This window comes from Nostoc favosum CHAB5714 (assembly GCF_020829495.1).
GTDB classification, from domain to species: Bacteria; Cyanobacteriota; Cyanobacteriia; order Cyanobacteriales; family Nostocaceae; genus Nostoc; species Nostoc favosum.
Window position 1 is genome coordinate 1 of record NZ_JAIVFQ010000036.1, and the last position, 15,892, is coordinate 15,892.

General features: G+C 40.9%; 12 protein-coding genes and 2 pseudogenes. 5 read left to right on the plus strand and 9 right to left on the minus strand.

Annotated features, from left to right (window positions below):
- Positions 1-141: 141 nt before the first annotated feature.
- The gene (locus LC586_RS21300; RefSeq protein ID WP_229486694.1) at positions 142-2,046 is read right to left on the minus strand and encodes an adenylate/guanylate cyclase domain-containing protein; all 1,905 of its coding nucleotides are present in this window, start codon (positions 2,044-2,046) and stop codon (positions 142-144) included.
- A gap of 856 nt (positions 2,047-2,902) precedes the next feature.
- Here LC586_RS21300 and LC586_RS21305 point away from each other — a divergent pair.
- From LC586_RS21305 to LC586_RS21315, 3 genes are all read left to right on the plus strand, one after another.
- Complete coding sequence (locus LC586_RS21305; RefSeq protein ID WP_229486695.1) at positions 2,903-3,187, plus strand: YbbN family protein; 285 nt, start codon at positions 2,903-2,905, stop codon at positions 3,185-3,187.
- 396 nt (positions 3,188-3,583) lie between these two features.
- Entirely contained in the window at positions 3,584-3,943 is a 360-nt protein-coding gene (locus LC586_RS21310; RefSeq protein ID WP_229486696.1) for a VOC family protein, read from the plus strand.
- A gap of 114 nt (positions 3,944-4,057) precedes the next feature.
- A complete protein-coding gene (locus LC586_RS21315) occupies positions 4,058-5,374 on the plus strand; it encodes a recombinase family protein (protein WP_229486697.1) in 1,317 nt (438 codons plus the stop codon).
- An 8-nt stretch (positions 5,375-5,382) separates the two neighbouring features.
- Here LC586_RS21315 and LC586_RS21320 read toward each other — a convergent pair whose 3' ends face one another.
- Complete coding sequence (locus LC586_RS21320) at positions 5,383-6,564, minus strand: hypothetical protein (protein WP_229486698.1); 1,182 nt, start codon at positions 6,562-6,564, stop codon at positions 5,383-5,385.
- 738 nt (positions 6,565-7,302) lie between these two features.
- Here LC586_RS21320 and LC586_RS21325 point away from each other — a divergent pair.
- Entirely contained in the window at positions 7,303-8,922 is a 1,620-nt protein-coding gene (locus tag LC586_RS21325; RefSeq protein ID WP_229486699.1) for an ArnT family glycosyltransferase, read from the plus strand.
- Between the two features lie 356 nt (positions 8,923-9,278).
- On the opposite strand, the gene LC586_RS21330 is transcribed toward LC586_RS21325, so the two are convergent.
- From LC586_RS21330 to LC586_RS21345, 4 genes are all read right to left on the minus strand, one after another.
- The gene (locus LC586_RS21330; RefSeq protein WP_229486700.1) at positions 9,279-9,668 is read right to left on the minus strand and encodes a hypothetical protein; all 390 of its coding nucleotides are present in this window, start codon (positions 9,666-9,668) and stop codon (positions 9,279-9,281) included.
- A gap of 421 nt (positions 9,669-10,089) precedes the next feature.
- Entirely contained in the window at positions 10,090-11,112 is a 1,023-nt protein-coding gene (locus LC586_RS21335) for a zinc-dependent alcohol dehydrogenase (protein ID WP_229486749.1), read from the minus strand.
- Positions 11,113-11,348: 236 nt separating this feature from the next.
- Complete coding sequence (locus tag LC586_RS21340) at positions 11,349-11,534, minus strand: hypothetical protein (RefSeq protein ID WP_118166720.1); 186 nt, start codon at positions 11,532-11,534, stop codon at positions 11,349-11,351.
- 56 nt (positions 11,535-11,590) lie between these two features.
- Positions 11,591-12,661, minus strand: a complete 1,071-nt coding sequence (locus tag LC586_RS21345; protein WP_229486701.1) for a glycosyltransferase family 4 protein — start codon at positions 12,659-12,661, stop codon at positions 11,591-11,593.
- Positions 12,662-13,116: 455 nt separating this feature from the next.
- On the opposite strand from LC586_RS21345, the gene xth reads away from it, so the two are divergent.
- Positions 13,117-13,899 carry an exodeoxyribonuclease III gene (gene xth / locus LC586_RS21350; protein WP_229486702.1) on the plus strand — a complete coding sequence of 261 codons (783 nt, stop codon included), beginning with the start codon at positions 13,117-13,119 and terminating at the stop codon, positions 13,897-13,899.
- Between the two features lie 280 nt (positions 13,900-14,179).
- Here xth and LC586_RS21355 read toward each other — a convergent pair.
- The 3 genes and pseudogenes from LC586_RS21355 to LC586_RS21365 all read right to left on the minus strand — a co-directional run.
- Positions 14,180-14,362, minus strand: a pseudogene (locus LC586_RS21355) (CRISPR-associated protein Cas4); the annotation flags it as partial.
- Between the two features lie 31 nt (positions 14,363-14,393).
- Positions 14,394-15,239 (minus strand): annotated as a pseudogene (cas6, locus tag LC586_RS21360) (CRISPR-associated endoribonuclease Cas6).
- Entirely contained in the window at positions 15,229-15,849 is a 621-nt protein-coding gene (locus LC586_RS21365) for a 2OG-Fe(II) oxygenase (protein ID WP_193947514.1), read from the minus strand. Before LC586_RS21365 ends, cas6 begins: the two are co-directional and overlap by 11 nt.
- Positions 15,850-15,892 lie beyond the last annotated feature (43 nt).

A 15,892-nucleotide genomic window follows, 5' to 3' on the forward strand; every position in this document is an offset into this window, starting at 1 on the left:
GTGCTTTGCTCGGAAATCCTCGATTATTACTATTTGATGAAGCCACCAGCCATCTAGATTCCGAATCAGAAAGAATTATTCAAAACAACCTCAAAACAATTCTTCAAGGACGCACAAGTGTAATCATCCCCCTCATCCCCCTCATCTCTTGCGTCCAATCAACAAATAAGTGGTCATCTTCCCTTTGCCTTCAACTTCGATTTCGCCCCGCTTTTCAAATAAAAATTCATCACACAAAGACTTATAAGTATCTTCTGTAACTTGGATTTTACCAACAATACCTTGGGATTCCATGCATCTAGCGATGTTTACCGTGTTTCCCCAGAGATCATAAGTAAATTTGTTGAAGTCAATTACTCCTGCGACTACGGAACCGCGATGGATACCGATACGGATGCTGAAGTTTTGGTTATTCTCAGTATTAAATAGAGCGATCGCAGTTTGCATCTGGAGTGCAATTTGAGCGATCGCTTGAGCATGATCTGGGCGGCGTGTGGGCAAACCACCAATTACCATATAAGCATCGCCAAGGGTTTTGATTCTTTGTAAACCATGTTGTTTGCTGAGGCGATCAAAAGTTGAGAAAATCGAGTTGAGTAAGTTTACCAGTTGAATGGCACTCATAGAAGGAGCAATTTCGCTAAAGCCGACAATATCAGCAAATAGAACTGTGACATCAGCAACGTCTTCGACAATGTTAGCTTCTTGTTTCAAGGGTTTGGAAATTGCTGCTGGCAAACTATTTAGCAATAAACGTTCGGTTTCTTCCTGTTGATGACGCAGCGCTTCTTCTGCTGTTAGTCGCTGGGTGACAGTGCGAAAAATGCCGCGAGTCGCAACTGGATAACCTTCGACAAATTTACAGTTAATATTACCTTCTAGAAAGATTGTTTGACCGTCTTTAGTAACGAATGCAGCTTTTACTTGTCCGATCTTTTCTCCTGACAGCACCCGATAAAACCTTTGCAAACAGTCTTGTTTAAACTCTGGATGTATAATATCAAAAATATTCATATTCACAATTTCAGCTTCGCTATATCCCAAAGCTTCTCGCCATGCACGATTTACATACAAAAAACGACCATAGGCATTGACGCATAGAATCAAATCATTAGCGTTTTCAAATAAATCTCGATATCGTTCTTCACTTTCTACAAGAGCATCTTCTGCTTGTTTGCGTTTGATAAACTGGGCGATTTGACTACCAATAGAACCCATCATTTGCAATAATTCTTTATCCTTTGGTTGTACATCCCGGCTAAAGAAAACCATCACTCCTAAGATTTCACTATCGTCTAAAATGGGGAAGCCAAAAGCGGCGTGCAATCCAGCCTCAGCAGCAGGTTGCGATCGCCTTTGGTCTCCATCTTCTGTGATATCTTGAATCCACAGGGGCAAACGTCTGATCCAAATTCTACCAGGTAAGCCAACACCGGGTGTATAGGTAGTTTGCCAGGTGATTGCTTTAAACTCTCGCGCCGAAATTACTCGACTTGACCAAATTTCTACACACCTTAGTACTGCATTGAGGCTATGTCCCTGTACCGAAGTGCCAATATATTGACTTGGTGTCCAAAGTTCGCCTAAATCCCATCCCAAGGTTTGACAAATCGACTGCAAAATTTGCGGAATTACCTGTTTTACAGTTTGGGATTCTGATAATATACGAGTGATAGCATACTGGGCACTTGTACGTTGTTCCCGTTGCTGCCGAGCAGTAATATCCCGACCAATGTAGACAATCTCTTCTAATCCTTTTATTTTTTTCGGTATTACTGAACAAGAAAAAGCAATCAACCGCTTTTCTCTAGTCTTGGTTCGGCAAACTACCTCTAAATTCTGAAGATTTTTCTGAAAAAAAGAATGCTGGTGAATGGCTTCTCTTAAGACTTGCTCATCATCAATTATCAGTGATATTGGTTTATTAATTAATTCTTCTTCACTAAAACCAAATAATTGTTGAGCTGCACGATTTACTTTTTTTATTTTCCCTAAATTACTGGTTATAAACAAAGCATCTGCCATTGCACTAATTACTTGATCCATGTGTTTTTTGTATTAAATTAAAATTGATATTAATTAATTAAGTGTGCTATTTTTTCATATCAACCCAATGCGTTTGAGTGAGAACAACCATGAGCAACCTTTTAATTTGGTTGCTCAAAATTAAGTAAGTGAGCGTAAATAACATGTATTGTATCTTTTGGAGGATTGACAATTGGATATAATTCTGAATCGTTTGAGCAGATTATACTTACAGTAGATTTCAAGTTGGTAAGGTACACAACCTAAGTCTGTTACCCAGGTATAAAGCGTGTTTTACTCCTGTTAACGTAGCGGGGCGTAGCCCATTCTGTATTCTGTATTCTGAATTATGCTGTAATAGCGCGGTTTATAAACGGTCGCCATTTTAACAAAACCATTCCTCTGCAATCCAGCCCTGAGTAAAGCTGAAAGTTATTTAAGGTTATAGCGCTTCTGGGTTGAGTCTAATAGACCTAACCTCCAGCCCTTTTCCTACTAGCGTTGGGGAGTAAGATGTATATAAATGAAAAGTGCTATATTGTTATGCACTTTATTAAATTATCAGATATTACAAAGCTTTGCCAATTCCAAAAGTAAACTTTTATTAGATGCAACATTGCATTGCGATCGCCGAAAATTAAATCTTGATAAAATCGTATTTATAAAGTCAAAACCCAATGAATCACCAGGATGCTAATAGTCTCAAAGCTGGACGTTCATGTTTATATGAACCGCTAGAGGGTGCAAACATAGAGATGTACTATATTATCTCTTTTGATAGATTTTTCCTAAACTGTCTTAAGTGTCTTAACTGTCCTTGTGTAAATTTTTCTGCCGTGATAAGTTCCTTGTGAAAAGCTTTAACAGACAGAAAATTATGACTGTAAAAACCACGGAAAGTATTACTAGAATCACACGACGACTAATGTTAGCAGTTTTGACACTGGTTGCAAGTGGAATGATGCTCTTATCATCTCCTGCGATCGCTGCTACCATAACAACTCTCAATCCAGAGAATTTTCAAACTGAAGTTTTACAATCTGATAAGCCTGTTGTTGTGGTTTTGGTGTCACGTCAGATACTTCAAAACGATATAATTACTTTAGAGCAGGTAAGTCGAAAGCTGAAAATTTTTATGGTAATAAATACAAAATTGCTGTAGGTGAAGTTGAAGAAAATCCAGAAGCCTATTATAAGACACCTTCACCAAGAATATTTCCACCTCCTTCCACGTCAGTCGAAACAATGGCATTGTGAGTCGAAACAATCGCATTGTTAGTCGAAACAATCAAATTGCAAGAGGTTGCATTGAGATAACACGGCGATGCAAATACTCAACGGCAAGAGAGCACTTATTGGCAAGTAGCGCGATCGCATCAATATAATAGCGCTTGTGTGTTGAGTCCAATACAGACCTAACCCCCGGCCCCTTCCCTACTAGCGTTGGGGAGTAAGATTCAAAGCCTCTCTCCTTTTAGGAGAGAGGAATGGAAGTGAGGTCAAAGTATATGCCAAAACTACGTCAAAATTGAGATAAACGCGATCGCACTTACCAACAATGCAGATTAGCCAAAGTCTCCATACAGCAATTCTCGTGACTGACTTAGAACGCTCTGAACACTTTTATGGCAAAGTATTAGGATTATCCAAAATAGATCGTTCCCTAAAATACGCTGGTGCATGGTATCAAGTCGGCAACTATCAAATTCACCTGATAGTTGCACCTACTGTCCCCACCGAAAACCCAAACGAAAAATGGGGACGCAACCCCCACGTCGCTTTCTCAGTCGCTAACTTGGACGCTGCCAAACAAGAGTTGCTCAATCATAATTATCCCATTCAACCCAGCGCCTCAGGCCGCCCTGCTTTGTTTACTCAAGATCCAGATGGGAATATTGTTGAGTTGAGTCAGCAGTAAGGGGGAGTGGGGAGTGGGGAGTAGGGAGTAGGGGAAGCAGGGGAAGAAGAACTATTTATTGATTATTGATCAATGCCCAATGACAAATGACAAATGACTAATGACTAATGACTAATGAAAATAATTGCCTACTCTTACACCAATCCGCTATTAGAATCTGCTCCCGATCAAGCCGATTGGGGATGGGAGGTGGATCGGGTTTATGAAGATTTGGGCAAGCCAGAGTCTTCTGGACACGCTACGCGATCGCAATTACAACAATTATTAACCGATTGCGAAACTGAACCAGCAGATTATCTCTTGATTCGTCGGTTAGAAGAATTAGGGGATACTGTAGAGGAAATTAGCGATCGCTTACATAAACTCGAAGTAATGGGAGTAGCAATAATTGCCACAGAACAACCCTATACTTCCGAAAATTACCCTCTGGGCGCTGACTTGCTGAATTTGCTACACGCTATCCAACGTCAGCAACGTAGTCGTCGCATTCGTCAAGGACACGCCCGTAATCGTCTTGAGGTTGCACCGCCACCGGGCAAAGTTCCCTACGGCTATCGCAGAGGTAAGGGAAAATATACTATTGATCGCAGTACTTCACCAGTAGTCAAAGATTTTTTTGAACACTTTTTACTCTATGGTTCCCTGCGGGGTTCAGTTCGTTACTTGGCGAAAAAATACGGCAAAAAAATCTCTGTCACCACAGGAAGACGCTGGCTAACTAACCCAGTTTATCGCGGCAATACAGCTTATCAAAATGGTGAAATTATCTCTAATACCCATATTCCGATAATTTCTAAAGAAGAAGCTGCCCAAGTTGACCGACTTTTACGCCGTAACAGCCGTTTACCATCCCGAACTGCTAGTGCTAGGCGTTCTTTAGCTGGGTTGGTTGTCTGTGCTGAGTGTCAGTCACATCTAACAGTTACTCGTGTCACCCAACGCAACCAAGATAAGGAGTATCTTTATTTACGTTCTACTAGCTGTCCTCAACGCCCCAAGTGTAAAGCTATTCCCTACCAAGAGGTTTTAGAACATACAATTGAAACCGTTTGCCGTGATTTACCCTTAGCTGTAGCAGGGATGAATTTTCCTCAGTTGGATGCAGTCAAGAATAGTTTAGGACAAGCGATCGCTCGTCAGCAAGAAATACTTGCTCAGTTACCCGCTTTAATTGAAACTGGAATTTTAGATATTGAAACAGCAAAGTTAAGGGCTTACAAACTCCGCACAGAAATTTCTGCACTCGAAGCAAAGTTGGCGACTCTTCCCCCAGTTAACTTGCGTTCTGTTGCTCAAGCTGTTTCAATACCACAATTTTGGTTAGATTTATCGGAAACAGAGCGACGATTTTACTTTCGAGAATTTATCAGGCAAATTGACATTACTCTTGAGAATAAAGAATTAAAACTCCGAGTTATTTTTATTTTTTAATTAAAACGCTATTTCTGAGGTGGTTGATCTTTAGTATACGCAACAGGTTTTGGCCCTGCATTTCGCACATTGACAACTTTATTTAGGATATCAAACCAAAAAGGCGCACCCATCGCAATAGCCAAACCACTCACTATCCAACCGCAAATTAATTTAAAACCCTGCCAAATTCTGATTAATAAAACCTTTCCATTATTCGAGTCTTTAACATCTAATAACTCAAACTGCTGATTGATGTTTTGCCATCCAATAGGTACAGAAGTATCTCCCAAAACTTTTTCAATTTGCCTTCTAGCTTCTGGATCTTTGATAAAATCGGCTCGTTGACTTGCACTTTGAGTTATAGCAGAGCGGATAGCCGAATCCTGCGACAATCTATTAACGAGGTGAAATGTATCAGTATTGGAGAATATGGCAACTGATATTCCAATTAAAACTGCAACTCCTTTGGCATTGCGCTTATAAACGCCACTGGCTCGATCCATAGAGCGATCAAACCATGTTTCGACTTCATTTTGAAACTGATTCATTTCTTGGGTGAGGTCGCTAATCTTTATCCTACTCCGTTGAGCAATCACACCAAGACTCTTAATTAAATTATCAGGTACATCATCCGGCAAATCTTTATTAACAAAATCTATAAATTTTTGGTCAATATCTCCATAAATCGTTTGAATAGTTTTATACTCTTCACTATTTTGATTATTAACACCTTTTTTAAGTTCTTTGTAAAATGCTAATATTATATGCAAATTAGTTTTAGCATCTTCACTAGGATGTTTAACATGATTAATTAGCTGGGGAATTTTTAAGGTATCTAATAAAGTAATTGCAAATGTTTCAGAAGGAAGATAGGAAGGGCCGCTTTGTTTTTCTCCTAGTCCTTTTTTGTCAAGACTTTTACTAATTTCCCGAAACTGCTTTTCTATTTTCTCCTTGGCTTGTTGATTCAAGGTATTAATCAAAGGATCAGCATAAAGTTTATCTACCAGTTTTTTTGCCTTAGTAATATCTGATTCTTCAGTTTCGCTACCACCTGCTAAAAGTAATTCAATTGAATTTTTTAAATGTTTAGCTCTCCATTGTAAACATGTAGCAATCAACTCTTGAATTTCAGAAGCTATCAGGCTCAAAATCAAGTAAATAAAAACTAAGCCAATTGTAATATCCACAACCACAGGTAAATTCATTGATAGGCTCCCATAATTTTATAGGGGTTTATTATTCTGAAAAACTATTTTATATAATTTTATAACATAGATATAGCGGTTCTCGAATGGAAGCAATACAATTTGACCTCACTTCCATTCCTCTCTCCTAAAAGGAGAGAGGCTTTGAATCTTGCTCCCCAACGCTAGTAGGGAAGGGGCTAGGGGTTAGGTCTGTATTGCACTCAACCGAGAAGCGCTATATTTCAATTAGATAATTACTTAATTAAATTTAAAATGCTAGAATTTACTTCAAGAATTATTTTTACTCATCAAATTTCAAATCGATATTTGAGGTAATAAAAAATTATTTTCTTAAAATGACTCACTAAAAATATAGATATTTGTTTAATTATTCAGCACGCCATTGATATCTTGTAGCAATTACTTCTTCGCTTCCCCAATTTAACCAGATAAAAAGTAAGTATATAAAATTTAAATGAAGCGTCACATTCAAAAAAAAAGACAAATTCCTTTACGGATTGTCATACAGGTAATAAATAATTTATTGCCTGTATTATTTTTATCATTTATAGACTGAAATGTTATTTAAATAACCAATATAAATTTTTCCAAAAATAGCGCTAATTAGAAAAAACTGAGTTAATCTTGGAAACTAGCAATTGTTAATAACATACGTTGTTACTGGGTGACAACATTGGAGATTCGCTAGATGTCTCTATGTAATCAAACCAGAAAGTAAAATGATTAACATAGAATATGCAAGAAGGAAGCTTTATTTGGAGTCATCTAGAAAAACAGCATCGCACGGTTGGCAAATGGATTGATTGGGTATGGTTAATGGTGTTGCTGGTGGCAGCAGTGTTACTGTTTAGCATCAATCTGGGAGGATTGCCGCTGCGAGATTGGGATGAAGGGACTGTGGCACAGGTTGCTCGTGAAATTTGGCACGCTCCAGCAGGTTCAATGCGTTGGCTTTACCCAACGCTAGGAGGCGAACCATATCATAACAAGCCGCCTTTAATGCATTTGTTAATAGCTTGGGCTTATTCTCTAGGAGGCGAAAATGAGTTGACAACGCGCCTGCCTGGAGCAATTTTAACAGCCACATCTGTACCTTTACTGTATTGCATTGCTAGAGAGATATTTCGCCAACGTTGGGCTGCTATTTATAGCGCCTTGATTTATCTAACAATGCTACCTGTGGTGCGTCATGGGCGGTTGGCAATGTTGGATGGGGCGATGGTAAGTTTTTTGATGGTGATGATGTTATGCGTGTTGCGATCGCGCCGGGATTTACGCTATTGCCTTGGTGTTGGTGTTAGTTTCGGGTTGATTTGCCTGACTCAAGGATTGTTAGGTGTATTACTAGGTGCGATCGCGATCGTATTTCTGTTTTGGGATACGCCACGACTGCTCACTTGTTACTATCTGTGGATAGCAATCTTAATTGGCATTCTCCCTGTAGCTGCTTGGTATGGTGCCCAACTAGTTGAATATGGTTACACTTTCGCCCAAATTGGGCTTGTAAACCCATCACTAGGCCGAATTGGCTCATTTGTAGAGGGTAATCCTGAACCACCTTGGTACTATGTTATTGAACTTCTCAAATACACATGGCCGTGGCTATTATTCTTACCGCAAACTGTCCGCTTAACCTGGGAAAATCGTAACCTTAGTTGGGCAAAACTAGTAATGGCGTGGAGTGGTGTTTATCTGCTGGTAATTTCTTTCATGATTACCAAAGTTCCCTGGTATTTATTCCCGATTTACCCTAGTTTAGCTTTAGCTTTTGGTATCCAGTTATCAGATACGGAAAATTCGCCTTTACTCTCATCCTATCCCCGTGCTTGGGTTGCTGGTTTGGCGATACTTGCTGTAGCCGCTTCTGCTGGTAGTATTTATTTCAGTTGGGGTACAACACCGAAAATAGACTTACAACTGATTTTTGCAGCAGTAGCTTTAACTATGACCTTAGCAGCTATTTTGGCAGAACGAGGAGACGGGCAATTTCTGAAGATTTTGTTTTGGGGAAGTTATATTTCGCTGCTACTGTTAATGAAATCTAACTACTGGGTTTGGGAATTATCTGAAGCTTATCCAGTTAAACCAGTCGCCGCCATGATCGTGCGGGCAAATCCAGCTACGAGGAAGATTTACACATCTTTTCCCTATCATCGTCCCTCGTTGGATTTTTATAGCGATCGCACCATCATTCCCGCTTCTGTTGGCGAACTAGAATATTATTGGCACTACAACGGGCAACCCTACTTTCTCCTTCATGCATCTGCTTTCAACAATCTCCAACTAGAGTCAATGAAGCTAGTTGACGAAGCTGAAGGCTGGAAGTTAGTTACAAAAGATACTAATCGTCTTTAAGTTTAGGGCATTGGGCATTGGGCATGGGGCATTGGTTATTAAGGGACTTCCAAATAAAAAAATGTCCCAAAACTACTGATGTAAAAACCCTCTCTATTTCTCCTCTCTGTGTTCTCTGCGTCTGGAGTGGTTCGTTTATTTGGATAATTTATTTCTTGGAAGTCCCTAAATATTAGACCTCTTGCAAAAGTCTATCCCCTTTTCCACATCCCGTGAAAAGTCAGGTTGAGCAACAGCATTTGCTTGTTGAGCGACAGCATTTGCTTTAGGACTTACGCAAAATATCTCTCAAACTCTTATTTCTCCGTGTCCTCTGCGCCTCTGTGGTTCGTTATTCCGTAACTTTTGCGTAAGTCCTATGCTTGTTGAGCAACAGCATTTGCTTGTTGAGCAACAGCATTTGCTTGTTGAGCGACGGCATTTGCTTGTTGAGCGACAGCATTTGCTTGTTGAGCGACAGCATTTGCTTGTTGAGCGACAGCATTTGCTTGTTGAGCGACAGCATTTGCTTGTTGAGCGACAGCATTTGCTTGTTGAGCGACAGCATTTGCTTGTTGAGCGACAGCATTTGCTTGTTTGGAAGTAGGTACGGTACTCTCTCTCTTTTTTCCAAAGCTATCTAAATACTTTAAACCTTCAGGCATCATGCGCCCTTTCTCTTGAAATCGGCGGTATATCTCTTTAGAGGATGTTTGAAAAGTATTTTTCGTCACATCAAAGCCTCGGAAACCTAACCCATCGAGCAAGCCTTCCCTACGTTCGCGCAGCGTCTCGAAGAGAGGGAATGGGGGTTTAAAAGCCTCTCTCCGCTTCGGGGAGAGGAATGGAAGTGGGGTTTCTAGTATACTTTACGACTTTTCAAACATCCTCTTAGCCTTGCCATCCTTAAATCGCTCGACCACCATGAATCAATACGCTTGGGTTAAGGCTAAAAACTTTTGGCAAAGTCAAGTTTTTTAACGTAGACGCGGAGCGGCTTGCCGCAGGCTACCTTATTAGGCGCAGAGAAGCCAGTGCGCCCTTGCGGTTAAGAGACTTGTTCGCGCAGCGTCTCCCCTTGGGAGAAGCAACTGGCGCGGCACTGAGAGAAGAAATAAATGCTTAACTGAACTGTATTGCACCATAAATAACATCTTGTCTTCTTCCTCACACTGTAACTAACACGATCTAAGGAATCATCGCTACCTTAATTACCTGACGCGCTTTCATCTTACAAAACACCTGTTCTAAATCTTTTAATGGCCGTTGTTCACTAATAAGCAATTCAAAGGGAATTTTGCGACTAGCGATCAGTGCCAGCGCCTCCTGCACATACTTTGGTGTATTATGGAACACCCCCTTGATGGTCAGTTCGCTGTAGTGTAGCTGTTCTGTGTTGACAGTAATGGTGGTATCCCGTGGGCATCCACCGAATAAGTTGACTGTTGCACCAGGACGGGCGCAGGCGATCGCAGTTTCCCAAACACTTGGTACACCAGTTGCTTCAATCACTACATCTGCGCCCCATCCTTGGGTAAGTTCTTTCACTACACTGGGAATATCCGGGATTTGATGATAATTAAAAGTCTGGCTTGCACCCAACTTCTGACCAATTTCTAGCCTGTGGTTATTACCTCCCCACAGCAACACCTCAGCTTTCCCACTCAACGCCGCCACAAACATCAGCCCGATCGCCCCATCTCCTAAGACGACTACTTGATCTTTGGATTTGACATTAGAACGGGCTACACCATGCAACACACAAGCTAAGGGTTCCGTCATCGCTGCCAATTCCCACGGCAACTCATCGGGAATCTGCAATAAATTATGCTCTACTATAGCTGCGGGAATTTTCAGGTATTCCGCAAAAGTTCCATTATTCCATGTCAGATTCGGACATAATGAATACTCTTGGCGTTGACAAAAAAAGCATTTCATGCAGGGTGCAGAATTATTAGCGACGATGCGATCGCCTATTTGCCAATTTGTAACACCTGCACCCAAAGCAATAATTTGTCCAGCCCCTTCGTGACCAAACAGTGTCGGTGGTATCAGCATTTTGGCATGACCACCACGCCGCCAGACTTTCAAATCTGTACCACAAGTTGTTGCTGCCCCCACTTGGATTACAACTTCGCCAGCCGCCGGAGTAGGGTCACGAACTTCCTCTAAGCGTAAATTTTCTTGCCCATAAAGTAACGCTGCTAACAAAGCTTTTAACCTATCAATTAGCTCCATCCAATTTTATCAGTTGAAGCTAATGGTCTGTCTCATTAATTTTGATGAGTTCGTAGTAAGCACTTCAGTGCTTAAAAATCCAGGACTAAAGTCCTTACTACGAACTTGTTTACTCCTCGTAACTAATGAGACAAACCACTAGTTGATAGGTTTAAAGTAAATTAGTTTTGATTTCTAGTAGGCTTTTATTAATCTAAAATGCCGTAAAACTAAGAATTTACCGCAGGCTGTGGAACTACTCCGGTGTTCCGGGTTTCCACATTAGGCAAGCGAGTAGCAGTTAATAGCGGTACTTCTTGTCGGCACGACAGGCAAAACCAATATAGTTCACCATGTCGGGCATGGCGCAGGAGGGAACCACCGCAGCATGGGCAGGTGTTGGCTCTCGTACTCATACCAATGTCCTCCTTGAAAAAAGTTATTGTTTAAGTTGGATAAAAAAAACAGTTGATTAAAACTGGATGTTAGCTGCACAAATGCAGCCATTCGATTCTATGCGGTCTTTAATAATTTGTCTGTAAACAGCTTCATATCCGTTAACCATTTGGCTAACACTAAAGTTGTTTTCTACGTATTTTCGACAGGTTTGACGATTAAGTTCTAAAGCTAGTGGAATCATTGCCGCCATTTCTGAATAGCTTTTGCAGATAAAACCTGTTTTACCGTGGGCAATCACTTCAGGTGCAGAGCCGAAATTCATGGCAATTACTGGTGTACCAGTTGCCATTGATTCAATCATTACTAACCCAAAAGGTTCTTGCCAGCTAATGGGGAAGAGAGTTATGGCAGCATTGCCCAGAAGTTCAGTCTTTTCGGCGTGGTTGATTTCGCCTAGATATTCAATTTGCTGACCATCTATGAGGGGGGCAATTTCTTGTTCAAAAAACTTAGAGTCTTGAACATCAACCTTTCCTGCCATCTTCAAGCGCCAACCACTCTGTTTAGCAATGGCGATCGCATGTTGTGGTCCTTTCTCTGGCGAAAAACGGCCTAAAAATGCCAAATACGGAGGTTCTGACGGTTGGGCTACCAATGGATAATCTGCTAGCTCGATTCCGTTATAAACCGTGTCAATATAATTGAGATCGATTTGACGCTGCGAGTTACTAATGCTGACATAAGGTTGCTTTTTGTGGTAGCTAAATGCGTGACGGTTATCCGTTGTAAAATCATTGTGCAGGGTATGCACTGTAGAAGTTGCTGTTATCAAACTCGCTAAAGGTAATGCCGAAATCCCTACATGAGAATGGATAATATCGAATTGGGCAGCACTCTGGTAAACTTGGCTTAGTTCCAGCATTTCGTACACTGCATACTCTTTGACATTTGGATCTAAGCGCAATGCTCGCGGATAAACTGCTTCTAAATGAGCCAAAGTTTGGGAATCGCCAGAGGCAAATAAAGTTACCTTATGACCGCGACGAACAAGTTCATCAGTCAAGCGACTCACTACCAGTTCTATTCCTCCATAATTGGGAGGTGGAACCCTTTCCCATAAGGGGGCAACTTGAGCGATTTTCATAAGTTTTTTTGGTTCAGTCTATGAAATTGTCCTCAATATAATGAGTTGCATCATTATTAGATAAGGAGAGAGCATTTGTACTTACTCTTTTGACATTTTAATTAACCTAACAGGCTACAAAAAGCGCAATAATGGTTAATCGTATTGTAAATTTTTTACCGACAAATCTAACAGACTATCGGCTAAACTAAACTCTGAGCTATATTTCTAACTTAGAGTAAATCAATTACTTGTTGCATCTGCCTTGGGGATCATAACGAGGTAGAATATTTTGTAGTAGAACTTACAAAAAGGAATATTTTGTAGCTAAAACTACTAAAATATGCAATGGGATCAAGCCATTAAAGCTTGGTTTAAATGTAATTGGGAAATGGAACAGAAATTATAAATATTAAGGAACTGTACAATAATTACATAATTTGTAATTATTAATTTACAAAAAATTCTGATAACTAATGAAAATCGCTACTTGGAATGTCAACTCAATTCGCACTCGTCTAGAACAGGTTACCGATTGGTTAACTATCAATCCCGTTGATGTTCTCTGCTTGCAAGAAACCAAAGTTGTGGATGCCGAGTTTCCGCGATCGCCTTTTGAGCAGTTAGGCTATAACCTTTATATATCAGGACAAAAATCTTATAACGGCGTAGCGATGATTAGCCGCCAGCCACTTGTAAACGTAAGTAGCGGCTTTAGGGCGATTTTGCCAGATTTACACCACGAATGGGATGAGCAAAAGCGGGTGATTACAGGTGTAATTGATGGTGTTCGGATTGTTAACTTATATGTTCCCAATGGTGCAGCAGTAGGAACAGAAAAATATGAATACAAATTGCGCTGGTTGACAGCACTACACGAGTATTTACGATTGTTGGTGCTGTCACAATCTGCAATTTGTGTGTGCGGTGACTTCAACATCGCCCTAGAAGATAAGGATATTCACGAGCAAGTGAGTACAGAAAATCACATTATGGCAACAGAAGCAGAGCGCCAAGCCTTACGGGATATTCTGAAATTGGGATTTGCTGATGCTTTTCGCAAGTTCACCACAGAAGGCGGAAATTATAGCTGGTGGGATTATCGCGCCGCCGCCTTCCGTCGCAACTTAGGTTGGCGGATTGACCATCACTATCTCACTCCTATCCTGTATGAGCGTGCTACAAGTTGCATTATCGATGTCGGGCCTAGGAAATTAACCCAACCCAGCGACCATACGCCGGTAATTGTGGAGTTTTGAATGGGGTATTGGGTATTGGGCAAAATAGTTCCGTTAGGGGATAGCTATGGTTGAGCCATTTCTGAGTTCTGAGCAAAAAAGTGAGATTCCCCACTCAGCACTCTCGATCAATTTAAGATTATACATCCCTCAGCCTTTTGCCGTATTCTTGGGCGTTTTAATCATTAATATAGCGGTTCTCGAATGGAAAATACACTTTGACCTCACTTCCATTCCTCTCTCCTTTTAGGAGAGAGGCTTTGAATCTTATACCAATAGGACTTACGCAAAAACCCTCTCAAACTCGCCAAGTTTCTCCTCGCTGTACATCGCTTGTAGTGTGGACGCGATCGTGCAAAGTTGTGCCTTCAATTGTGTATTGGTTATCAGTAAATTCCCCTGCACAAAACATTCGCCAACAACGATGCGGACAATAGGCATATTGATTCAATGCCGCAATGGAAATATATTCGGTTTGATTCATAACTTAGGTGGTTTTTAAATGATTATTAGAATTATGGAGAATATAGCCGCCGTGTCATTCCCATTCCCATAGTTGTTTTGCGACCAATTCCTGCATACAGAGCAAAATCAGCTAAAGCATTAAGTTGCTTAATTTGTATGGGTTCAATTTATCCCAAAATCTTGTAGTTAACTTCGCCAAGGATGCCAATAAATTTGCTGCGAGAGTCGGTTAATATTTCTGTGTGAATATTGACAAATGAGGGAAATATTGACTCGAGCGCAATGTGAGAAAATTCTATGCCACTGTACTTATTCCACCGCGAAAGTAGGGAATTAAAGACAGATTCTCTGGTAGGAAGGGTAGTATCATACTGTCCTTGACGGAAGGCGGTAGGGGTGCAGAAGCTAAGGTTAATGGAAGAATTGCGGTCGCTAGCTTCTTCGTATAATTGAGCGTAAGTACTGGCATTTGCCCAAGATTGAATAGATTGGGGTGTGCCTTGAATGCTGGTAATATACAAGTCAGCCGGGCCAAGATGCCAAGGACGATTGGGATTAAGATTTAGCCAGAGTTGGGTAAGTTTACCAAATAAAGTGTCATCTAATAAAGAGATGCGCCACCAACAAGGAGTTCCGGTGGGAATGGGTTGTTGATGTGAATATTGCAATTTAGATCCCCCTTTACCACCCTTCAAAATGGGAGAGTTTGTATTACTAATTTGTAGAGGGGAGAGGGTGAAAGCTTTATCAGCAGTGGAATCGTGCAAGCGATCGCCTAATGTGCTATCTACAGAACTAACGAGGGTTAAAAATAAGGCGTGGAGATGTCTACCTGTAAGATACTGTGGTGGAATAGGCGATTGAGGTAGCAAATTCAACACTAAACTATGAGGCATACTTTCTCTTTTTGGTTGTAGACTGAGTGATTCTTGACTCTACAGTAAACTCAGGGATTTCCTGGAGTTCAGCATCACTCAAACTATACTGTTCGCAAACGAGACTCAGACGATTTCCTGGGGTTTTGACAGCGTTAACCGAATGGGTTAAATCACCTTGAAAATAAACTAAAGTATTGAATTGGGGCTTAATTTGCCCAAGTTGGCGTTTGTGCGATCGCAATACCAGTTCTCCCCCTTCCATATCTGCTGGTACGCGCACATAGAGAACACTCACAACCGCAGGCGGTTCAATGGTTTTGGAGTAGGAACGTAAGGAGCGATCGATGTGCGGATCGACGCGGGAGCCTTCTTTGAGTTGTAAAGGATTGAGGTAAAAAGCATTACAATTCGGCTGGAGAGCCAAATCTAGGTAAGGCTTGAAGTAGGGAAACTGCTGTTCTACTTTTGCTAATCCAGAACGCTGAAATACTACAGAAAATCCTTTAGTGGCGACAAAATCGCGGTTGAGGTTGTTGATAGCAAAGTAAGGACAAGCTTGGATTTCTCCCCATAAGTTGTTTAAGTAATCGCTGGGGAAGGCGTTGGTTTGTTGTTGATAGTGTTTCACTGGGGATAGAGGAGCGATCGCTGAATGTGGTATCTAAAATTTT

What these genes read in the sequence shown, in the direction of transcription:
- LC586_RS21345 (WP_229486701.1), bottom strand. Translation starts at nt 12,661, where the DNA reads ATGAAAATCGCTCAAGTTGCCCCCTTATGGGAAAGGGTTCCACCTCCC.
- LC586_RS21305 (WP_229486695.1), top strand. Translation starts at nt 2,903, where the DNA reads ATGACTGTAAAAACCACGGAAAGTATTACTAGAATCACACGACGACTA.
- LC586_RS21310 (WP_229486696.1), top strand. Translation starts at nt 3,584, where the DNA reads ATGCAGATTAGCCAAAGTCTCCATACAGCAATTCTCGTGACTGACTTA.
- LC586_RS21320 (WP_229486698.1), bottom strand. Translation starts at nt 6,564, where the DNA reads ATGAATTTACCTGTGGTTGTGGATATTACAATTGGCTTAGTTTTTATT.
- LC586_RS21300 (WP_229486694.1), bottom strand. Translation starts at nt 2,046, where the DNA reads ATGGATCAAGTAATTAGTGCAATGGCAGATGCTTTGTTTATAACCAGT.
- LC586_RS21340 (WP_118166720.1), bottom strand. Translation starts at nt 11,534, where the DNA reads ATGAGTACGAGAGCCAACACCTGCCCATGCTGCGGTGGTTCCCTCCTG.
- LC586_RS21315 (WP_229486697.1), top strand. Translation starts at nt 4,058, where the DNA reads ATGAAAATAATTGCCTACTCTTACACCAATCCGCTATTAGAATCTGCT.
- xth (WP_229486702.1), top strand. Translation starts at nt 13,117, where the DNA reads ATGAAAATCGCTACTTGGAATGTCAACTCAATTCGCACTCGTCTAGAA.
- LC586_RS21325 (WP_229486699.1), top strand. Translation starts at nt 7,303, where the DNA reads ATGCAAGAAGGAAGCTTTATTTGGAGTCATCTAGAAAAACAGCATCGC.